22 protein-coding genes are annotated in these 18,659 nt (G+C 67.6%); 13 read left to right on the forward strand and 9 right to left on the reverse strand.

Translation table 11 applies throughout. The features are described 5' to 3' along the window. Positions 1-20 precede the first annotated feature (20 nt). The 4 genes from fumC to F3H32_RS00885 all read left to right on the forward strand — a co-directional run bounded on the left by fumC (position 21) and on the right by F3H32_RS00885 (position 2,677). Positions 21-1,418, forward strand: coding sequence for a class II fumarate hydratase (gene fumC, locus F3H32_RS00870; RefSeq protein WP_149763547.1), 1,398 nt, complete (start codon positions 21-23; stop codon positions 1,416-1,418). Positions 1,419-1,420: 2 nt separating this feature from the next. Further along, entirely contained in the window at positions 1,421-1,630 is a 210-nt protein-coding gene (locus F3H32_RS00875) for a DUF4169 family protein (RefSeq protein WP_149763549.1), read from the forward strand. Further along, positions 1,623-1,871, forward strand: a complete 249-nt coding sequence (locus tag F3H32_RS00880; protein WP_149763551.1) for a ribbon-helix-helix domain-containing protein — start codon at positions 1,623-1,625, stop codon at positions 1,869-1,871. The genes F3H32_RS00875 and F3H32_RS00880 overlap by 8 nt, the downstream gene beginning before the upstream one ends. Before the next feature lie 65 nt (positions 1,872-1,936). Next, on the forward strand, positions 1,937-2,677 hold the full coding sequence (locus tag F3H32_RS00885; RefSeq protein ID WP_115754530.1) for a YebC/PmpR family DNA-binding transcriptional regulator: 741 nt from the start codon (positions 1,937-1,939) through the stop codon (positions 2,675-2,677). Between the two features lie 39 nt (positions 2,678-2,716). Here F3H32_RS00885 and F3H32_RS00890 read toward each other — a convergent pair whose 3' ends face one another. After that, the gene (locus F3H32_RS00890; protein ID WP_149763553.1) at positions 2,717-3,577 is read right to left on the reverse strand and encodes a LysR family transcriptional regulator ArgP; all 861 of its coding nucleotides are present in this window, start codon (positions 3,575-3,577) and stop codon (positions 2,717-2,719) included. Positions 3,578-3,659: 82 nt separating this feature from the next. On the opposite strand from F3H32_RS00890, the gene F3H32_RS00895 reads away from it, so the two are divergent. Both F3H32_RS00895 and F3H32_RS00900 read left to right on the forward strand, forming a co-directional pair. Next, positions 3,660-4,259, forward strand: coding sequence for a LysE/ArgO family amino acid transporter (locus tag F3H32_RS00895; protein WP_149763555.1), 600 nt, complete (start codon positions 3,660-3,662; stop codon positions 4,257-4,259). Between the two features lie 38 nt (positions 4,260-4,297). After that, positions 4,298-5,248: a DMT family transporter gene (locus F3H32_RS00900; RefSeq protein WP_223191305.1), complete on the forward strand. Its 951-nt coding sequence runs from the start codon at positions 4,298-4,300 to the stop codon at positions 5,246-5,248. Here the strand turns inward: F3H32_RS00900 and choV are convergent. From choV to choX, 3 genes are all read right to left on the reverse strand, one after another. After that, positions 5,245-6,303, reverse strand: a complete 1,059-nt coding sequence (gene choV / locus F3H32_RS00905) for a choline ABC transporter ATP-binding protein (protein ID WP_149763557.1) — start codon at positions 6,301-6,303, stop codon at positions 5,245-5,247. The two genes, F3H32_RS00900 and choV, sit on opposite strands and share 4 nt — an antisense overlap. Beyond that, a complete protein-coding gene (choW, locus tag F3H32_RS00910) occupies positions 6,296-7,147 on the reverse strand; it encodes a choline ABC transporter permease subunit (RefSeq protein ID WP_149763560.1) in 852 nt (283 codons plus the stop codon). Before choW ends, choV begins: the two co-directional genes overlap by 8 nt. Positions 7,148-7,312: 165 nt before the next feature. Then, positions 7,313-8,266: a choline ABC transporter substrate-binding protein gene (gene choX / locus F3H32_RS00915; RefSeq protein ID WP_149763562.1), complete on the reverse strand. Its 954-nt coding sequence runs from the start codon at positions 8,264-8,266 to the stop codon at positions 7,313-7,315. A 130-nt stretch (positions 8,267-8,396) separates the two neighbouring features. Between choX and betI the strand changes: the two genes are divergently transcribed. From betI to betA, 3 genes are all read left to right on the forward strand, one after another. Next, positions 8,397-8,966, forward strand: a complete 570-nt coding sequence (gene betI, locus F3H32_RS00920) for a transcriptional regulator BetI (RefSeq protein ID WP_149763564.1) — start codon at positions 8,397-8,399, stop codon at positions 8,964-8,966. Beyond that, positions 8,963-10,408, forward strand: coding sequence for a betaine-aldehyde dehydrogenase (betB, locus tag F3H32_RS00925; RefSeq protein ID WP_149763566.1), 1,446 nt, complete (start codon positions 8,963-8,965; stop codon positions 10,406-10,408). The genes betI and betB overlap by 4 nt, the downstream gene beginning before the upstream one ends. 81 nt (positions 10,409-10,489) lie before the next feature. Next, positions 10,490-12,142 carry a choline dehydrogenase gene (gene betA, locus F3H32_RS00930; RefSeq protein WP_149763568.1) on the forward strand — a complete coding sequence of 551 codons (1,653 nt, stop codon included), beginning with the start codon at positions 10,490-10,492 and terminating at the stop codon, positions 12,140-12,142. Here betA and F3H32_RS00935 read toward each other — a convergent pair. After that, the gene (locus F3H32_RS00935; RefSeq protein ID WP_149763570.1) at positions 12,139-12,669 is read right to left on the reverse strand and encodes a YceD family protein; all 531 of its coding nucleotides are present in this window, start codon (positions 12,667-12,669) and stop codon (positions 12,139-12,141) included. The genes betA and F3H32_RS00935 overlap by 4 nt on opposite strands. Positions 12,670-12,784: 115 nt before the next feature. Here F3H32_RS00935 and F3H32_RS00940 point away from each other — a divergent pair, with 115 nt between their 5' ends. After that, positions 12,785-13,240, forward strand: a complete 456-nt coding sequence (locus F3H32_RS00940) for an outer membrane protein assembly factor BamE (protein ID WP_115754537.1) — start codon at positions 12,785-12,787, stop codon at positions 13,238-13,240. Between the two features lie 92 nt (positions 13,241-13,332). On the opposite strand, the gene msrB is transcribed toward F3H32_RS00940, so the two are convergent. Further along, on the reverse strand, positions 13,333-13,740 hold the full coding sequence (gene msrB / locus F3H32_RS00945) for a peptide-methionine (R)-S-oxide reductase MsrB (protein WP_149763572.1): 408 nt from the start codon (positions 13,738-13,740) through the stop codon (positions 13,333-13,335). Between the two features lie 98 nt (positions 13,741-13,838). On the opposite strand from msrB, the gene F3H32_RS00950 reads away from it, so the two are divergent. The 3 genes from F3H32_RS00950 to rnd all read left to right on the forward strand — a co-directional run bounded on the left by F3H32_RS00950 (position 13,839) and on the right by rnd (position 17,061). Then, on the forward strand, positions 13,839-14,591 hold the full coding sequence (locus F3H32_RS00950; protein WP_149763574.1) for a GNAT family N-acetyltransferase: 753 nt from the start codon (positions 13,839-13,841) through the stop codon (positions 14,589-14,591). Positions 14,592-14,635: 44 nt separating this feature from the next. Continuing rightward, positions 14,636-15,766 (forward strand): tRNA guanosine(34) transglycosylase Tgt, encoded by a 1,131-nt coding sequence (gene tgt / locus F3H32_RS00955; protein WP_149763576.1) that lies wholly within the window; start codon positions 14,636-14,638, stop codon positions 15,764-15,766. Between the two features lie 122 nt (positions 15,767-15,888). Then, positions 15,889-17,061 carry a ribonuclease D gene (rnd, locus tag F3H32_RS00960; RefSeq protein ID WP_188128555.1) on the forward strand — a complete coding sequence of 391 codons (1,173 nt, stop codon included), beginning with the start codon at positions 15,889-15,891 and terminating at the stop codon, positions 17,059-17,061. Here the strand turns inward: rnd and F3H32_RS00965 are convergent. From F3H32_RS00965 to hisF, 3 genes are read right to left on the reverse strand one after another with little or no spacing between them, the layout of a single operon-like run. Further along, positions 17,058-17,558, reverse strand: coding sequence for an MgtC/SapB family protein (locus F3H32_RS00965; RefSeq protein WP_149763580.1), 501 nt, complete (start codon positions 17,556-17,558; stop codon positions 17,058-17,060). The two genes, rnd and F3H32_RS00965, sit on opposite strands and share 4 nt — an antisense overlap. Positions 17,559-17,562: 4 nt before the next feature. Continuing rightward, positions 17,563-17,889, reverse strand: coding sequence for a phosphoribosyl-ATP diphosphatase (locus F3H32_RS00970; protein WP_149763582.1), 327 nt, complete (start codon positions 17,887-17,889; stop codon positions 17,563-17,565). After that, positions 17,886-18,647, reverse strand: coding sequence for an imidazole glycerol phosphate synthase subunit HisF (gene hisF, locus F3H32_RS00975; protein WP_149763584.1), 762 nt, complete (start codon positions 18,645-18,647; stop codon positions 17,886-17,888). The genes F3H32_RS00970 and hisF overlap by 4 nt, the downstream gene beginning before the upstream one ends. Between the last annotated feature and the right edge of the window lie 12 nt (positions 18,648-18,659).

An 18,659-nucleotide genomic window follows, 5' to 3' on the forward strand; every position in this document is an offset into this window, starting at 1 on the left:
ACACCGTGAGGGAGCATGCCATGACCAAGACCACCCGCACCGAGACCGACAGCTTCGGCCCGCTGGAAGTGCCGGCCGACAAGTATTGGGGGGCGCAGACCCAGCGCTCGATCCAGAACTTCCCCATCGGCTGGGAACGCCAGCCGGTGCCGATCATCCGCGCGCTGGGTGCGATCAAGCAGGCCGCGGCCGAGATCAACATGGCGACCGGCAAGCTGGACCCGGAAATCGGCAAGGCCGTGGTGCAGGCGGCTGCCGAGGTGATGGCGGGCCGGTTCGACGACAACTTCCCGCTGGTGGTCTGGCAGACCGGATCCGGCACGCAGTCGAACATGAACGCCAACGAGGTGATCTCGAACCGCGCCATCGAGATCCTGGGCGGCGAGATGGGCTCGAAAAAGCCGGTGCATCCGAACGATCATGTGAACATGGGGCAGTCGTCGAACGACACCTTCCCGACCGCCATGCATGTCGCCATCGCCATGCAGGCCCGCGACGTGCTGCTGCCGGGGCTGGAAAAGCTGCACAAGGCGCTGGTGGCGAAGGCCGAAGAGTTCAAGGACATCATCAAGATCGGCCGCACCCATACCCAGGACGCGACGCCGCTGACCCTGGGCCAGGAATTCGGCGGCTATGCCCACCAGGTCCAGAAGGGGATCGAGCGGGTCAAGCTGACCCTGGGCGACATCTACGAACTGGCCCAGGGCGGCACCGCGGTCGGGACCGGGCTGAACACCAAGAAGGGCTGGGATACGGCCATCGCGGCCGAGATCGCCAAGATCACCGGCCTGCCTTTCGTCACCGCGCCCAATAAGTTCGAGGCGCTGGCGGCGCATGACGCGATGGTCATGTTCTCGGGCGCGCTGAAGACGGTGGCGGCAAGCCTGTTCAAGATCGCCAATGACATGCGGCTGCTGGGTTCGGGCCCGCGCTCGGGCCTGGGCGAATTGATTCTGCCGGAAAACGAGCCCGGTTCCTCGATCATGCCGGGCAAGGTGAACCCGACCCAGGCCGAGGCGCTGACCATGGTCTGCGCCCATGTCATGGGCAATGACGCGGCGGTGGGCTTTGCCGGCTCGCAGGGCCATTTCGAACTGAACGTCTATAACCCGATGATGTCCTATAACGTGCTGCAATCCATGCAGCTTTTGGGCGACGCGGCGGGGTCGTTCACCGACAACATGGTCGCCGGCACCCAGGCGAACATCCCCCGCATCGAGAAGCTGATGAAGGAATCGCTGATGCTGGTGACGGCGCTGGCGCCGACCATCGGCTATGACAATGCGACCAAGGTGGCCAAGACCGCGCATAAGAACGGCACCACGCTGCGCGAGGAGGCGATTGCGCTTGGTTTCGTGGATGGCGAGACCTTCGACCGCATCGTCCGCCCCGAGCAGATGATCGGCCCGGAAGACTGATCTTGGCCGGGTCTGGTCCAGGCAAGGTCATCAACCTGCGGGCGGCGCGCAAATCCGCCGCCCGCGCTGCCGGCCGCCAGCAGGGCGACGAGAATGCGGCGAAGTTCGGCCGCAGCAAGGCCGCGCGCCTGGCCGAGCAGCAAGCGGCCGACCGGCTGGCCCGCCACCTGGACCGGCATCGCCGCGAGGATGGGGCGCCGGGCGATGAATGAGCCGCTGTCGCTGCCGCCGCTGACGGCGCCGGTCAAGCGCTCGGTCACGATCGGGGGGCATCGCACCTCGGTCAGCCTGGAGGATGCCTTCTGGCGCGAGCTGCGCGACATCGCCCGCGCGCAGGGGCGCACCGCGGCCATGCTGATCGCCGCAATCGACGCCGCCCGCCCGCCCGAGGTGGGGCTGGCCACCGCCTTGCGGCTTTACGTGCTGGCCCAGATCCGCGGGAATCGGGCGTAACGCTTGCAGCGCCGGCCGCGGCTGACTAAAAGCCCCAGCACAGATCCAAAATTCCGGGACATACCATGGCAGGCCATTCCAAATGGGCCAATATCCAGCATCGCAAGGGCAAGCAGGACAAGCTGCGCTCGAAGCTGTTTTCGAAACTGGCCAAAGAAATCACCGTCGCCGCCAAGATGGGCGATCCAGACCCCGAAAAGAACCCGCGCCTGCGGCTGGCGGTCAAGGAAGCCAAGTCGAATTCGGTGCCCAAGGACGTGATCGACCGCGCCATCAAGAAATCGCAGGGCGGCGACGCGGAAAGCTATGACGAGATCCGCTATGAAGGCTACGGCCCGAACGGCATCGCCATCATCGTCGAGGCGATGACCGACAACCGCAACCGCACCGCGTCGAACGTGCGCAGCTATTTCACCAAATATGGCGGCGACCTGGGGCAGACCGGCTCGGTCAGCTTCATGTTCGACCGCAAGGGCGAGATCTTCTATTCCGCCTCGGCCGGCGATGCCGACACGGTGATGATGGCCGCGATCGAGGCCGGGGCCGAAGATGTCGAAAGCGACGAGGACGGGCACTGGATCTATACTGCGGACAGCGACCTGGCCGAAGTTTCCTCGGCCCTGGAAGCGGCCTTGGGCGAATCCGAACATGCCAAGCTGATCTGGAAGCCGCAGGCCCCGACCGAGATCGACCTGGAAACCGCCACCAAGCTGATGAAGCTGATCGACGCGCTGGAAGAGGACGACGACGTGCAGAACGTCACCGGGAATTTCGACATTCCCGAGGATGTGGCGGCGCAGCTTTGAGTTTCCGCCTCCGGCGGGAGTATTTGGAAAACGATGAAATCAGGGTCGCAGTTCTGCTGCGGCCCTTTTCCTGATCGCGGCGGTCAGGGGGGCCATGGCGGGCGCCATGGCGCGCTGCACATGCCAATGGAGCGCCACGTCCAGGGCCAGGTCCGGGACCAGCGGTTGCAGCCGGCCCTGGCGCAGGGCCGGGGCCGCCATGCTTTCGGGGATCATGCCCCAGCCCAGGCCAAGTTCCACGGCGCGGGCAAAGGGTTCCGAGGCCGGGATGCGGTGGCCGGGCAGGTGCAGACGCTCGCCCGCGGCCATCTGCGCCCATTGCGATTGCAGCGCGTCCTTGGCGTTGAAGATGATCGCCGGCGCGGCGCGCAGGCTGGCCGCGGTTACGCCGGCGGCGAAGTGCCGGGCCAGGAAATCGGGCGCGGCCAAGGCAAGATAGCGCATGGACCCCAGGGCCAGGACGTCGCAGCCCGGCACCGGCTGGGGATCGGAACTAATCGCCGCCGAGACCTGGCCCTGGCGCAGCCAGTCGCGGGCATGGTCCTGGTCGTCAAGCACCAGGTCGTAAAGCACCGGCAGCGCCGTCATCGCCGCCGGAAACCAGGTGGCCAGGCTGTCGGCATTGACCGCCAGCCGCAGGACCGCCGGCGGGTGCAGGCTGGCGTCAAGCCTTTGTTCCAGAAGCCGCACCTGGTCAAGATGCTGCATCAGCCGCAACCCGGTCTCGGTGCCCCGCGCCGGGGGGCCGCGATGGATCAGCACCTGGCCCAGCCGTTCTTCGAGCCCCTTGATGCGCTGCGACACGGCCGAGGGCGTGACGCCAAGCGCCGCCGCAGCCGCGTCAAAGCTGCCGCGGCGGATGATTTCCGAAAGCGCCGCAAGGGCCGCATAGTCCAGCATTAAGCCAACCTTACTCTGGATAATGATTTTGAATTTGCCTGAACACCGGCGCAGCGGCAAGACGGCGGCGAAGGAGAGCCGCATGCACGCCTATTTCGCCGGACTTGGCACCGCCCTTTCGCTGATCGTCGCCATCGGCGCGCAGAACGCCTTTGTGCTGAAACAGGGGCTGATGCGCCGGCATGTGCTGGCGGTCTGCGCCTTTTGCGCCATCTCGGATGCGATACTGATTTCGGCGGGGGTGATGGGCGCCGGCGCGGTCGCTGCGGCTGCGCCCTGGTTTCTGGGGGTCATGCGCTGGGGCGGCGCGGGCTTTTTGCTGATCTATGGCGCCAGGAGCTTTCGCGCCGCCTGGCGGGGTGGCGCGGTCTTGCAGGCCGGGCCGGGCGGCGGGGCGGGGCTGGGCGCGACGCTGGCGGTTCTGGCGGGGCTGACCTGGCTTAATCCGCATGTCTGGCTGGACACGGTGGTGCTGATCGGTTCGGTCTCGGCCGGGTGGGAGAGCCGGGGGGTGTTTGCGGCCGGCGCGGTCTCGGGCTCGGTGCTGTTCTTCTTTGCGCTGGGATATGGCGCGCGCTGGCTGACGCCGCTTTTCGCCCGACCGCTGGCCTGGCGGGTGCTGGACGGGTTGGTCGGCCTGGTGATGTGGTCGATCGCGCTGGGGCTGGTGCTGGGCGGCTGAGCCTTGCGCCGGCGGCGCGGGCGGGGCATGGCTGGGCGATGGACAGGACCGGACCCATCGCGCGCAGCGACCTGCGGGGCATTCTTTGGATGCTGGCGACGGGGATCTGCTTTGTCGGCATGAACGGCACGGTCCGCTGGCTGGGCACGGCGCTGCCGGCCGCCGAGGGCGCCTTTATCCGATTTGCCTTTGGGCTGCTGTTTCTGGTCCCGGCGCTGCTGCCGGCCTTGCGGCGGGGATTTCCGGCGCCGGTCTGGAGGCTTTTCGCATTGCGCGGCGGGTTGCACCTGCTGGCGGTGATCCTGTGGTTCTATGCGATGGCGCGCATCACCGTGGCCGAGGTGACGGCCATCGGCTTTCTGAACCCTATCCTGGTGACGGCAGGCGCGGCGCTGCTGATGGGAGAGCGGATTTCCTGGCGCCGGGCGCTTGCCATTGCCGTGGCGCTGGCGGGGGCGATGATGGTGCTGCGTCCCGGCATCCGAGCGCTGGAGCCGGGCCATGTGGCGCAGCTTAGTGCGGCGCTGGTCTTTGCGCTGTCCTATCTGGTGGCCAAGCGGTTGTCGGAACTGGTCCCGGCCTCGGTCGTGGTGGCGATGATGTCGCTGACGGTCTGCATCGGGCTGGCGCCGGTCGCGGCGCTGGTCTGGGTGCCGCCGACGCTGGGGCAATGCGCGGTGCTGGCCTGCACGGCGCTGTTCGCCACCGCCGGCCATTACGCGATGACGCGGGCTTTTGCCGCGGCGCCGCTGACGGTGACGCAGCCCATCACCTTTCTGCAACTGGTCTGGGCCAGCCTGCTTGGCGCCCTGGTTTTTGCCGAGCCGGTGGACCCCTGGGTGCTGGCCGGCGGCGCGGTCATGATCGCCGCCATCAGTTTCATCACCTGGCGCGAGGCGGGGCTGGCGCAACACGCGGCCACCCCGCCCGTGCCGGCACCCGCAAGCGCCCGGCTTGCGGATCGCCGCGCCAAGTCCCCCCGGCCTTAATATTCGACCGCGCCGCCGCCCTGGCCGGGCTGCACCACCAGGCGCGACAGGATGCCCTGGCGCGTGACCTGTCCGCCGCCCTGCAAGGGCAGGGCTTCGGCCCCCGCCTCGGTCATCATGCGGATCACGTCGCGCACCGGGGTTGCCCGGTCGAGGGGGCTGCCCAGGGCTTCGCCCGGCTCTGCCATGTCTTCGGCGCGCAGCACGGCCAGCGGGTTCATATGGGCGACGAAATCCTCGACATAGGCATTCGCCGGGTGGGCGATGATTTCGCGCGCGGTGCCGATCTGGACGATGCGGCCGCCCTCCATCAGCGCGATGCGGTTTCCGATGCGGAAGGCTTCGTCCAGGTCGTGGCTGACGAAGATGATGGTGCGGCGAAAGCGGTCCTGCAATTCCAGCAACTCGCCTTGCAGCCGGTTGCGGATCAGCGGGTCCAGCGCCGAGAATGGCTCGTCCATCAACAGGATCGGCGCCTGGGTGGCAAAGGCGCGCGCCAGCCCCACGCGCTGCTGCATCCCGCCCGACAGGTCGCCCACCTTGCGCTCAGCCCAGTCGGCCAGGCCCACCGTCGCCAGTTGCTCGTCGACGCGGCGGCGCCGTTCGGCCTGGGGGATGCCCGCCAGTTCCAGCCCCAGCCCGACGTTTTCGCGCACGCTGCGCCAGGGCAGCAGGCCGAATTGCTGGAAGACCATCGCCACATGTTCGCGCCGCAGGCGCCGCAACTGGGCGCCGCGGGCCTTGGTGACCGAGGCCATGCGCGCGCCGTCCCAGATCCGCACCTCGCCGCGGCAGACCGAATTCAGCCCGTTCACCGCCCGCAACAGCGTGGACTTGCCCGAGCCGGAAAGCCCCATCAGCACCAGGATCTCGCCCTCGCGCACTGCCAGCGAGCAGTCGTGGACGCCCAGGACCTGCCCGGTCTCGGCCTTGATCGCGCCGCGTTCCAGCCCCTGGTCCATCAGCGGCAGGGCAGCGTCGGGATCATCGCCGAAGACGATGTTCACCTTGTCGAATTCGACCGCGTTGCGTGCGGTTTGGCTGGTGTCAGTCATTACGCCCCCTTACGCGCAGCATCCGGTCAAGCATGATGGCCACGACCACGATGATGATGCCGCTTTCAAAGCCGAGCGACGTGTTCACGCTGTTGAGCGCGCGGACCACCGGCACGCCCAGCCCCGAGGCACCGACCAGCGCCGCGATCACCACCATGGACAGCGACAGCATGATGGTCTGGTTCAGGCCCGCCATGATCTGCGGCGTGGCACTGGGCAGTTCCACTTTCCACAGAAGCTGGCGCGGCGTGGCGCCAAAGGCGGTGGCGGCTTCGACCAGGGCCTGCGGGGTTGACGAGATGCCCAGATGTGTCAGCCGGATCGGCGCCGGCAGCACGAAGATCACCGTGGCGATCAGGCCGGGCACCATGCCGATGCCGAAAAAGACGATGGCCGGGATCAGATAGACAAAGGTCGGCAGCGTCTGCATCAGGTCCAGCACCGGCCGCATCCAGGCGTAAAGCCGCGGCCGATGCGCGGCGGCTATGCCGATCGGCACGCCGATCGCCATGCAGACCACGCAGGCCGCAAGGACCAGCGTCAGCGATTGCATGGTTTCTTCCCAGTAGCCCTGGTTCAGAATGAAAAGAAAGCCAAGCCCCACCAGCAGGCAGGTCTTCCAGTTGCGCTGCAAGCCCCAGGTCAGCGCCACGGCCAGCAGGGTAAAGACCAGCGGATGCGGAAATTCCAGCATCCGCAGGATGGCGCCGATCAGCCCGTCCATCAGCCCCGAGATGAAGTTGAAGACGACCGCGGCATGGCCGTTCAGCCAATCGAAAATCGCCTTGGCGGTTCGGCCCACCGGGATTTTCCTGTCGGTCAAGAATGCAGTCAATTGGTCCATGCGTCCCCTTCTTTCTGCCTTGCGAAGGGACCGGATCCCGGCGGCGCTGCGCCCGCAGGGCGGGGCAGGGCTTGGGCGGGCCGTCCGGTCGGTGGATGCGGCCGCCCGTGGACAAGGCGACGCGGCGCGCGCACGCGGGGGGCGGCCCCCCGCGCCCGGCAGGGCTTATTCGGACAGCAGCTTGTCCAGCGCGGCCTGCGCATCGCCGCCATCGGCGCTGGTCACGCCGGCCAGCCAGGGCTTGGCGGCATCGGGATTGGCCTTCAGCCAGGCCAGCGCCGCGTCCGAAGGCTGTTCACCGTCGTTCAGGATCCGGCCCATGACCTCGTTCTCCATGGGCAGGGTGAATTCCAGGTTTTGCAGGAAGGCGCCGACATTCGGGCAGGATGTGACATAGCCGGCGCGGGTGTTGGTATCGACGCGCGCGCCGCCGAAATCGGGGCCAAAGACATCGTCGCCGCCGGCCAGGTAGGTCATCTGGAACTGGCTGTTCATCGGATGCGGCTCCCATCCCAGGAAGACCATGGGCTTGCCTGCGCCGTCGGCGCGGGCGACCTGGGCCAGCATGCCCTGTTCGCTGCTTTCCACCACCTCGAAGGTGCCCAGGTCGAACTTGTTCTCGGCCACCATCTCCAGCAGCAGGCGGTTGCCGTCATTGCCCGGCTCGATGCCGTAGATCTTGGCGTCGAGCGCGTCCTTGTGCTGGACGATCTTGGCGAAATCGTCGATGCCCAGATCGGCCCCGGCCTTGTTGGTGGCCAGCGTGTATTTGGCGCCGGTCAGGTTGGTGCGCAGCACCTCGACCGTGCCGGCGTCGCGATAGGGGGCCAGATCGGCCTCCATCGTCGGCATCCAGTTGCCCAGGAACACGTCCACATCGTCGGTGGACATCGCGGTATAGGTCACCGGCACGGAAAGAACCTTGATCTCGGTCTGGTAGCCCAGGGCCTGAAGCACGGTCGTGGCCAGTGCCGTCGTGGCGCTGATATCGGTCCAGCCCACATCCGAGAAGACGACCTTGCGGCACTCCATCGGCTCTTGGGCCGCAGCCATGCCAGCCGAGGCGAGCGAGGCGACCAGCCCGACGGCAAGAGCTGCGGTAGTGCGGCGAAATGTCATCTTTATCTCCTTGTCTTGTTGACGGTGAGCCAATTAAGGCTTTTATTGATTGACGAGTCAATCAAAGATCGGCCAGATGCGGCTCTCTTGCGCGAATTTTCCAACCGAAACTGCATCATGGTATTCTGTCATGCCCAAGCTTGGCGCTGAACCTATCCGAAAAGCGGCATTAATCAACGCCGCCATTGCCACGATCGGCCGCGCCGGGTCGCTGGACGTCACCGTGGCGCAGATCGCGCGCGAGGCGGGCATGTCCTCGGCGCTGGCGCATCACTATTTCGGCTCGAAAGAGCGGATCTTCCTGGCGGCGATGCGCCACATCCTGACGCAATACGGCGATTCGACCCGCGCGGCGCTGCGCGGAACGGTCGCGCCCCGCGACCGGCTGCGCGCCATCGTCCGCGCCAGTTTCGACGCCGCGAATTTCGAACGGGAAACCGTCGCCGCCTGGCTGAACTTCTATGCGCTGGCGCAGGTCGACCCGGAAGCGGCGCGGCTGTTGCGGGTCTATCACCGCCGGCTGGCCTCGAACCTGCTGGCGGCCCTGCGGCCGCTGACCGGGCCGGCGGCGGAAGCCATCGCCCGCACGCTGGGGGCGCTGATCGACGGGCTTTACGTGCGCGCGGCGCTGTCAGAGGCCGCTGACGCCGCCGTCGCCGAACAGACCACGCTGGACTATCTGGAGAAGGTGCTGCCATGAGCCATGACGCGCAACCCGATGCGAGCCTTTACATCGCCGGCCGCTTCGCCGAGGGCGAGGGCGAGGCGCTGCCGGTGCATTATCCCTATGACGGTGCGGTGATCGCCACCCTGCGCGCGGCGACGCCGAAGCAGGTGGCGCAGGCCATGGCGGCTGCGCAGGCCGCGCAGCCCGCCTGGGCGGCGTTGCGCCCGGTCGAGCGCGGCCGGGTGCTGATCCGCGCCGCGCAGATCATCCGCGACCGCGCCGAGGAGCTGGCGCGGCTTGAGACGCTGGATACCGGCAAGCCGATCCAGGAAACGCGGGTGGCCGACTGGCCCTCGGGCGCCGAGGCGCTGGAATATTTCGGCGGGCTGGCGCCCACCGTCACCGGGCAAGCGATCCCGCTGGGCGGCGATTTCGTCTATACCATCCGCGAGGCGCTGGGGGTCTGCGCCGGCATCGGCGCCTGGAACTATCCCAGCCAGATCGCCTGCTGGAAGGCGGCGCCGGCGCTGGCCATGGGCAATGCCATGGTCTTCAAGCCCAGCGAGGAAACGCCGCTTGGCGCGCTGAAGCTGGCGGAAATCCTGACCGAGGCCGGGCTGCCGCCGGGCATCTTCAACGTGGTGCAGGGCGGGGGCGCGGTCGGCGCGGCGCTGGCGACGGACCCGCGCGTGGCCAAGGTCTCGCTGACCGGCTCGGTCGCGACCGGGCAAAAGGTCTATGCCGCAGCCGCCGAGGGGATGCGTCATGTCACCATGGAACTGGGCGGCAAGTCGCCGCTGATCGTCTTTGACGACGCCAGCCTTGAGGACGCGGTCGGCGCGGCGGTGCTGGCGAATTTCTATTCCTCGGGCCAGGTCTGCTCGAACGGGACGCGGGTCTTCGTGCAGGAGGGCATCCTGCCGGCATTCCTGGAGCGGCTGGCAAAGCGGCTGGCCGCGGTGCGGATCGGCGATCCGCTGGACGAGGCGACCCAGCACGGCCCGATCATCAGCCCCGCGCAGCTTTGCAAGGTCCGCGCCGCCATCGAACGCGGCCAGTCCGAGGGCGCGCGGCTGGTCTGCGGCGGGCCGGGCGAGGGGACCTTCGTGCCGCCCACGGTCTTTGCCGGGGTGACGGACGACATGTGGATCGCCCGCGAGGAAATCTTTGGCCCGGTCATGTCGGTCCTGGGTTTCGCCACCGAAGCAGAGGCGGTGGCCCGCGCCAATGCCACGCCCTATGGGCTGGCGGCGGGGGTGTTCACCCGCGACCTGGCGCGCGGCCACCGGGTCGCTGCGGCCTTGCAGGCCGGCACCACCTGGATCAACGCGTATAACCTGACCCCGGTCGAGGCGCCCTTTGGCGGCGTCAAGCTGTCGGGGATCGGGCGCGAGAACTCGGCCGCGGCGATTGAGCATTATTCGCAGTTGAAATCGGTCTATGTCGGCATGGGAGGGGTCGATGCGCCCTATTGATCGGCATGGCGCCGGTGGCGCGGTGGGCGTGGGTATTTGGAAAACGGTGAAAGCCGCGACGACGGTGCAGGGGAGGCAGGCGTGACCGCGGATTATGTGATCGTCGGCGCCGGCTCGGCCGGCTGCGCGCTGGCATACCGGCTGGTGATGGCCGGCAAGCGGGTCGAGGTCATCGAATACGGCGGCAGCGACATGGGGCCCTTTATCCAGATGCCGGCGGCGCTGAGCTATCCGATGAACATGCGCCGCTATGACTGGGGCTTTTCCTCCCAGCCCGAGCCGCATCTGGGCGGGCGGCGGCTGGTCACGCCGCGCGGCAAGGTCATCGGCGGGTCGAGTTCGATCAACGGCATGGTCTTTGTGCGCGGCCACGCCAGGGATTTCGACTTCTGGGCGGAAAGCGGCGCCAGCGGCTGGGCCTATGCCGACGTGCTGCCCTATTTCAAGCGCATGGAAAATTCGCATGGCGCGGTCAGCGATTATCGCGGCAGCGAGGGGCCTTTGCATGTCACCCGCGGCTCGCGCAGCAATCCGCTGTTCGACGCCTTCATCCGCGCCGGGCGCCAGGCCGGCTATCCGACGACCGAGGATTACAACGGCGCGCGCCAGGAAGGGTTCGGCGCCATGGAGGCGACGATCTGGGAAGGGCGGCGCTGGTCGGCCGCCAATGCCTATCTGCGCCCGGCGCTGGAAACCGGGCGGCTGCGGCTGCGGCGCGGCTTGGCGCAGCGCGTGGTCTTCGAGGACGGGCGCGCCGTGGGTGTCGAGGTCAGGAATACCCGCGGCGTCAATGTCTTCCGGGCGAAGCACGAGGTGATCCTTTCGGCGAGTTCGATCAATACGCCTAAGCTTCTGATGCTGTCTGGCATCGGCCCGGCGGATCATCTGCGCGAGCGCGGCATCGAGGTCCGGGCCGACCGGCCCGGCGTCGGCGCGAATCTTCAGGATCATCTTGAAGTCTATATGCAATATACCGCGACCAAGCCGGTCACGCTTTACAAGCACTGGAACCTTTGGGGAAAGGGCTCGATCGGGGCGCAATGGCTGGCGACGGGGACGGGGCTGGGGGCGTCCAACCAGTTCGAAAGCTGCGGGTTCATCCGCTCGGCCGCGGGGGTCGAATATCCTGATATCCAGTATCACTTCCTGCCGCTGGCGGTGCGCTATGACGGCCGGGCGGCGGCCGAAGGGCACGGCTTTCAGGTCCATGTCGGGCCGATGCGGTCGAAATCGCGCGGCACGGTGCGGCTGGTCTCGGCCGATCCCAAGGCGGCGCCCGAGATCCGCTTCAACTACATGTCGCATCCCGACGACTGGGCCGAGTTCCGCGCCTGCGTGCGCCTGACGCGGGAAATCTTCGCGCAGCCGGCCTTTGCCGAATACAAGGGTCACGAGATCCAGCCCGGCGAGGAGGTGGTGAGCGACGACCAGATCGACGCCTTCATCCGCGACCATGCCGAGTCGGCATTTCACCCCTGCGGCACGGCGCGGATGGGCCGCGCCGACGATCCGATGGCGGTAGTGGACCCGGAATTGCGGGTGATCGGGGTCGAGGGGCTACGCGTCGCCGACAGTTCGGTCTTTCCGCGCATCACCAACGGCAACCTGAACGCGCCCACGATCATGACCGGCGAAAAGGCCGCCGATCACATCCTGGGCCAGGGCATGCTGGCGCCGCTGAACCTGGGACCAGAGATCGCGCCGGATTGGGAACGGCTTCAGCGGCTGCCCTAGTCGGGGCGGTGCCTGGACTGTTTCAGCAGGTCCGCCAGCCCGGCAAGCGGCTTGCGGGCCGGCTCGTCGGGGGCGGGTTCGGCGGCGTCCAGCGCCGCGCCCTCGGCGCGCGGATAAAGCGGCAGGGCCAGCACCAGCGCCTCTGTCATGATCGCCTCGGTGTCGATGAACTGGCCCAGCGGCTCAAGCGCATCGTCGGGCATCTCGACCTCGTCGCCCTGGGGCGGGGCGACATGGGGCGAGAAGATGCGATGCACCATGTCCTGCAAGTCGGTCGCGACGGGGGCCAGCGTCACCACGCAGGGCTGCACGACGCGGGCGCAAAGCGTGCCCGTCACCTCCCAGGCATCGCTGGAGACGGCCCGGATCTGGCCGGTAAAGCCTAGCCGGGGCAGGGCATCCAGCCCCAGTTCGTCCGCCAGCGCCGCGCGCGCGGCGTCATCGGGTGCCAGGGCGAAGTCGGTCGGCTGGCGCGGGTTCAGATGGGCCACCCGGAACCGGGTCTGCGGGGTTTTGGAAACGGTCATCGGTGGCCTTTCGCGGGCGATTTGGCCCATGGGTCTGGATATTCTTGAGCGTGGGGCATGAGTTTGCTAAGCCTGTCGCGCGGCGTCAACAGGCGCGTAAGGGGACAGAGAGAAGATGAAGTTTTCCCGGCGGCAGCTCATGGGTCTTGCATTGGCCGCGTCTCTTGGCCTTTCTGCCTGCCAGGCCACCTATCGCAACCACGGATATACCCCGCCCGAAGAGCAGCTGGCGCAGGTCGTCGTCGGCCAGACGCAGCAATCCGAACTGGAGGGGCTGATCGGCCGCCCATCCGCGGGGGGGCTCTTGACCGGCTCGGCCTGGTATTACGTGGGTTCGCGCTGGCGATTCTATGGGCCGCGCGAACCGCAGGAAATCGACCGCGAGGTCGTGGCGATCAGCTTTGCCGAAAACGGCGTGGTCAGCAATGTGGAACGCTTTGGGCTGGAGCGCGGGCGGGTCGTGGTGCTGTCGCGCCGCGTCACCGATTCTGGCATCACCAGCCTTGGCCTGATCCGGCAGCTTCTGGGCAATGTCGGCCGCGTGCAAGCCGGCGATTTCCTGGGCGATTGATGGGAAAGGGCGCCCGGCCGGGCGTCCCTTTTGCGCTGGATCCCGCCGCCGGGATCCATGCGGGCCGGGCCGGTGCCGCCTTGCCGCGCCCGTCAACCCGGTTCCGGCACGAAGCGCAGGGCCACGCCGTTGATGCAATAGCGCAAGCCCGAGGGCGGCGGCCCATCGGGAAACACATGGCCCAGATGCGCGTCGCAGCGATGGCAACGGACCTCGGTGCGGATCATGCCGTGGCTGGCGTCGTGATGTTCGTCGATCCGGCCGGCCTGGGCAGAGCTGCTGGGCCCCGAAAAGCTGGGCCAGCCGCAATGGCTTTCGAACTTGGCATCCGCGTCGAACAGCCGCGCGCCGCAACAGACGCATTCGTAATGCCCCGGCCCCTTGGGAAAGCCCGGATGCGAAAACGGCCGTTCCGTCCCCGCCTGCCGCGTCACGCGATAGGTTTCGGCATCCAGTTCCGCCCGCCATTCGGCGTCGCTCTTGACGATACGCTCTGTCATCTTGGCCCTTCTATCCTGCTGCGCTGCTGTTACAAGATAGGTGCAGGATGGGCGCTGGCAAGTCGAACGGGGCCGATTCACGGATCGGGCAGAATGCCATGATGTCACTGAGCAAGGGCCGCTACCGCCTGGGATTTGCCGAAAGCGCCGCGGAAATCCGCGAGGCCCAGGCGCTGCGCTGGCTTTGCTTTCCGGCGCGCGACGGCAGCGCGGGGGCCCAGCCGCTGGACCGCGACGATTACGACGACCGCTGCCGGCATGTGCTGATTCGCGAAACCGCCGGCGGCCGGCTGGTGGGCTGCTTTCGCATGCTGACCCTGTCCGGGGGTGCCCAGATCGGCGACAGCTATTCGGCGCGCCATTACGACCTGTCGCGGCTGAACGGCTTTTCTGGCCGCATGGCCGAGATCGGGCGCTTCTGCATCCGGCCGGGATGGCACGATCCCGATATCCTGCGCCTGGCCTGGGGTGCGCTGGCCCGCCATGTCGATGACCAGCGCATCGAGATGCTGTTTGGCTGTTCCAGCTTTGCGGGTACGGATACCAGCGGCTACGAGGACGCATTCGCCATGCTGCGCGAGCGGCATCTGGCGCCGCGGCGCTGGCTGCCGCGGGTCAAGGCGCCGCAGGTGTTTCGCTTTGCCCGCGCCCTGCGGCTGCGCAAGCCCGATCCGCGCCGCGCCATGGCGGCGATGCCGCCGCTTCTGCGCTCATACCTGGCGATGGGGGGCTGGGTCAGCGACCATGCGGTGGTGGACCGCCAGCTTGATACGCTGCATGTCTTTACCGCGCTGGAAATCGCCGCCATTCCGCCGGAACGGGCGAAACTGTTGCGCGCGGCCGGCGGGTAAGGCCGGCTTTGCATCCGGCGGCGAAACCCCCTATCTGCGCAGGCATGAGCGACAGATTCCATTTCACCGTCCACGCGCGCGACGGCCGCGCCCGCAGCGGCGTCATCCACACCCCGCGCGGCGAGATCCGCACCCCCGCCTTCATGCCGGTCGGCACCGCCGCCACGGTCAAGGCGATGCTGCCCGAATCGGTGCGCGCCACCGGCGCCGACATCCTGCTGGGCAATACCTATCACCTGATGCTGCGGCCGGGTGCGGAACGCATTGCCCGCTTGGGCGGGCTGCACAAGTTCATGAACTGGCCGCGGCCGATCCTGACCGATTCGGGCGGCTTCCAGGTCATGTCGCTGTCCAGCCTGCGCAAGCTGACCGAAGAGGGCGTGATCTTTTCCAGCCATGTCGACGGCTCCAAGCATCACCTGTCGCCCGAAAGCAGCATGGAAATCCAGCGCCTGCTGGGCTCGGACATCGTGATGGCCTTTGACGAATGCCCGGCGCTTCCGGCCTCGGACGAGGCGGTGGCGAAATCCATGCGCATGTCGATGCGATGGGCGCAGCGCAGTCGCGATGCCTTTGGCGACCGGCCGGGACATGCGCTGTTCGGCATCATGCAGGGCGGCGTCAGCCGCGAACTGCGCGAGGAATCGGCACAGGCGCTGCGCGCGATCGGCTTTGACGGCTATGCCATCGGCGGCCTGGCCGTGGGCGAGGGGCAAGAGGCCATGTTCGGCGTCCTGGACTATGCGCCCGGCTTCCTGCCCGAAGACAAGCCGCGCTACCTGATGGGCGTGGGCAAGCCCGACGACATCGTCGGCGCGGTCCTGCGCGGGGTGGACATGATGGATTGCGTGCTGCCGTCGCGGTCCGGGCGCACGGGGCAGGCCTGGACCCGGCGCGGACAGGTCAACATCAAGAACGCCCGCCATGCCGACGATCCGCGGCCGCTGGATGCCGACTGCACCTGTCCGGCCTGCACCGGCTACAGCCGCGCCTACCTGCACCATGTCTTTCGCGCCGGCGAGATGATCTCGGGGATGCTGCTGACCTGGCACAACCTGCATTATTTCCAGGAATTGATGGCCGGGCTGCGCGATGCGGTGGCGCGCGGAACCCTGGCCGGTTTCGTCGCCCAATTCGAGGCAATGCGGGCACAGGGCGACATTGATCCGCCTTGAACGTCGGGTCGTGTCTTGAAATTCGATCACGCCTGGATAATTCCCAAGGAATCGCCGGCGGAAGAACCGCCCCTTGAAAGAGCCCGATGCCCGCAAAAGCACCAAATGACGAGAAGACCGAAATTCGGACCCTGACGACGACCGAGGAACTGGCAGAGTTCTGCGCCCTGGCCAAGACCCAGCCTTATGTCACGCTCGACACCGAATTTCTGCGCGAACGGACCTATTATTCCCGGCTTTGCCTGATCCAGGCGGCGCTGCCCCCGGCCTCGGCCGCCAAGGCCGCCGGCGGCACCGCGGTGCTGATCGACCCGCTGGCCGATGGCCTGTCGCTGGAACCGCTTTACGACCTGTTCCGCCACAAGGCGACCGTCAAGGTGTTTCACGCCGCCCGCCAGGACCTGGAGATCTTTTTCCACGACGCCGGCGTGATGCCCGATCCGCTGTTCGACACACAGATCGCCGCCATGGTCTGCGGCTTTGGCGAACAGGTCGGCTACGAGACCCTGGTCAAGAAGATCGCCCGCCAGCCGCTGGACAAGTCGTCGCGCTTTACCGACTGGTCGCACCGGCCGCTGTCCGAGGCCCAGGCGGCCTATGCGCTGGCCGACGTGACGCATCTGCGGGCGATCTACGAATTCCTGTCGGCGCAGCTCGACAAGACCGGCCGCGCGCCCTGGCTGGGCGAAGAGGTCGCGGTGCTGCTGAACCCGGAAACCTATATCACCCGCCCGCAAGAGGCGTGGGAGCGGGTGCGCACCCGGTCGGGCTCGCCCCGCTTCCTGGCCGTGGTGCGGGAACTGGCGCGTTTCCGCGAAACCTATGCGCAGGACCGCGACATCCCGCGCGCCCGCGTGTTCAAGGACGATGCGCTGATCGAGCTTGCCTCGACCAAGCCGCTGACCGAGGGCGACCTGGCCAAATCCCGGCTGCTGCTGCGCGACGCGCGGCGGGGCGAGATCGCCAGCGGCATCCTGGCCGCGGTCAAGGCCGGGATCGAGGCCAAGGACCTGCCCAAGCCCGCCCCCGAAGAGCCGGGCCGGCCCGGCAATGCGGCGCTGGCGGATCTGCTGCGGGTGCTGCTGAAGGCCAAGGCCGATGCGGCCGGGGTGGCGCCGCGGCTGATCGCATCGGCCGCCGACCTGGACGCCATCGCCTCGGGGGCGCGCAACCTGCCGGCGCTGTCGGGCTGGCGGGCCGAGGTCTTTGGCCAGGACGCGCTGCGGCTGGCGGCGGGCGAGATCGCGCTTTCCGCGCAGGGCGGCGCGGTCAGGGTGGTCGCGGTCGCGCCCTAGTCGCTGTCGCGGCCGTTCGCGCCACGGGCGGCCGGGCTGATCAGCACCCGGATCAGATACAGCACCACCATGGCCATGCCGGTGGCCATCAGCGCCAGGCGCAAATCGCCGGTGCCGCAGCAAAGCCCGATGGCGCCGCAAAGCCACATCGAGGCGCCGGTGGTGATGCCGCGCACATTGCCGCGGTTGATCACGATCGACCCGGCGGCCAGGAATGCGACGCCCGCCGTCACCGCCTCGATCAGGCGTAGCGGATCGGTGCGCTGCTGGCTTTCGTTCACCGGGCTGAAATCGACCAGCTCCATCGCGACCAGGGTGAAACAGGCCGCGGCCAGCGCGATCAGCATATGCGTGCGCAGCCCGGCTGCGCGGGATTTCACCTCGCGTTCCCAGCCGATCACCCCGCCCAATAGAACCGCCATGGTCAGCCGCAATGCGACGACGCCGGCGGGCAGGCTCATCGGGCGCGAGAACTCGCCCGCCAGCATGTCCAGCATGTTGTCACTTTCGAGACGCTTTTTCCTCGATCCCCGAACGCCCCTCGCGGCGGTCAAGTTCATTTTCCACGTCCGCCAGCGTCACATCGCGCGCCGCCAGCATGACCAGCAGGTGGTAAAGCGTGTCGGCCGCTTCGGAAACCAGCCGCTCGCGGTCGCCCTTGACCGCCTCGATGATCGCCTCGATGGCCTCTTCGCCGAATTTCTCGGCGCATTTCTCGGGGCCCTTGGCCAGCAGCTTGGCGGTCCAGCTTGTGCAGGGATCGGCGCCCTTGCGCGCTGCGATGGTCTGGGCCAGGCGATGCAGGCCGGTCTGGGGCAGGGCGGTCATGCCAGCCGCACCGGGATGCCGGCGGCGGCCAGGTGTTCCTTGGCCTCGCGCAGGGTGAAGGTGCCGAAATGAAAGATCGAAGCGGCCAGAACCGCGGATGCATGGCCTTCCAGCACCCCCTCGACCAGATGGTCCAGCGTGCCGACCCCGCCCGAGGCGATGACCGGGATCGTGACCGCATCGGCCACGGCGCGGGTCAGCGGGATGTTGAAGCCCGATTGCGTGCCGTCGCGGTCCATGCTGGTCAGCAGGATTTCGCCCGCGCCCTTGGCGGCGACGGTGCGGGCGAATTCCACCGCGTCGATGCCGGTGGGCTTGCGGCCGCCATGGGTAAAGATTTCCCAGCGGCCCGGCGCCACGGTCTTGGCGTCGATGGCGCAGACGATGCATTGGCTGCCGAAACGGTCGGCCGCCTCGGCGATCACGTCGGGGTTCGCGACGGCGGCCGAGTTGAAGCTGACCTTGTCGGCGCCCGCCAGCAGCAGCGCGCGCACATCCTGGTGGCTGCGCACGCCGCCGCCCACGGTCAGCGGCACGAAACAGGCTTCGGCGGTGCGCGTCACCAGGTCATACATGGTGCCGCGGTTTTCATGCGTGGCATGGATGTCGAGAAAGCAGATCTCGTCCGCGCCGGCGGCGTCATAGGCGCGCGCGGCTTCGACCGGGTCGCCGGCATCGCGAAGGCCGACGAAATTCACGCCCTTGACCACGCGGCCATCGGCGACATCCAGACAGGGGATCACACGGGTCTTCAGCATGCGTCCTGTTAC

This window comes from Paracoccus thiocyanatus, from assembly GCF_900156255.1.
GTDB lineage: Bacteria > Pseudomonadota > Alphaproteobacteria > Rhodobacterales > Rhodobacteraceae > Paracoccus > Paracoccus thiocyanatus.

What these genes read in the sequence shown, in the direction of transcription:
- fumC (WP_149763547.1), top strand. Translation starts at nt 21, where the DNA reads ATGACCAAGACCACCCGCACCGAGACCGACAGCTTCGGCCCGCTGGAA.
- F3H32_RS00880 (WP_149763551.1), top strand. Translation starts at nt 1,623, where the DNA reads ATGAATGAGCCGCTGTCGCTGCCGCCGCTGACGGCGCCGGTCAAGCGC.
- F3H32_RS00885 (WP_115754530.1), top strand. Translation starts at nt 1,937, where the DNA reads ATGGCAGGCCATTCCAAATGGGCCAATATCCAGCATCGCAAGGGCAAG.
- F3H32_RS00890 (WP_149763553.1), bottom strand. Translation starts at nt 3,577, where the DNA reads ATGCTGGACTATGCGGCCCTTGCGGCGCTTTCGGAAATCATCCGCCGC.
- F3H32_RS00895 (WP_149763555.1), top strand. Translation starts at nt 3,660, where the DNA reads ATGCACGCCTATTTCGCCGGACTTGGCACCGCCCTTTCGCTGATCGTC.
- F3H32_RS00900 (WP_223191305.1), top strand. Translation starts at nt 4,298, where the DNA reads ATGGACAGGACCGGACCCATCGCGCGCAGCGACCTGCGGGGCATTCTT.
- choV (WP_149763557.1), bottom strand. Translation starts at nt 6,303, where the DNA reads ATGACTGACACCAGCCAAACCGCACGCAACGCGGTCGAATTCGACAAG.
- choW (WP_149763560.1), bottom strand. Translation starts at nt 7,147, where the DNA reads ATGGACCAATTGACTGCATTCTTGACCGACAGGAAAATCCCGGTGGGC.
- choX (WP_149763562.1), bottom strand. Translation starts at nt 8,266, where the DNA reads ATGACATTTCGCCGCACTACCGCAGCTCTTGCCGTCGGGCTGGTCGCC.
- betI (WP_149763564.1), top strand. Translation starts at nt 8,397, where the DNA reads ATGCCCAAGCTTGGCGCTGAACCTATCCGAAAAGCGGCATTAATCAAC.
- betB (WP_149763566.1), top strand. Translation starts at nt 8,963, where the DNA reads ATGAGCCATGACGCGCAACCCGATGCGAGCCTTTACATCGCCGGCCGC.
- F3H32_RS00935 (WP_149763570.1), bottom strand. Translation starts at nt 12,669, where the DNA reads ATGACCGTTTCCAAAACCCCGCAGACCCGGTTCCGGGTGGCCCATCTG.
- F3H32_RS00940 (WP_115754537.1), top strand. Translation starts at nt 12,785, where the DNA reads ATGAAGTTTTCCCGGCGGCAGCTCATGGGTCTTGCATTGGCCGCGTCT.
- msrB (WP_149763572.1), bottom strand. Translation starts at nt 13,740, where the DNA reads ATGACAGAGCGTATCGTCAAGAGCGACGCCGAATGGCGGGCGGAACTG.
- F3H32_RS00950 (WP_149763574.1), top strand. Translation starts at nt 13,839, where the DNA reads ATGATGTCACTGAGCAAGGGCCGCTACCGCCTGGGATTTGCCGAAAGC.
- tgt (WP_149763576.1), top strand. Translation starts at nt 14,636, where the DNA reads ATGAGCGACAGATTCCATTTCACCGTCCACGCGCGCGACGGCCGCGCC.
- F3H32_RS00965 (WP_149763580.1), bottom strand. Translation starts at nt 17,558, where the DNA reads ATGCTGGACATGCTGGCGGGCGAGTTCTCGCGCCCGATGAGCCTGCCC.
- F3H32_RS00970 (WP_149763582.1), bottom strand. Translation starts at nt 17,889, where the DNA reads ATGACCGCCCTGCCCCAGACCGGCCTGCATCGCCTGGCCCAGACCATC.
- hisF (WP_149763584.1), bottom strand. Translation starts at nt 18,647, where the DNA reads ATGCTGAAGACCCGTGTGATCCCCTGTCTGGATGTCGCCGATGGCCGC.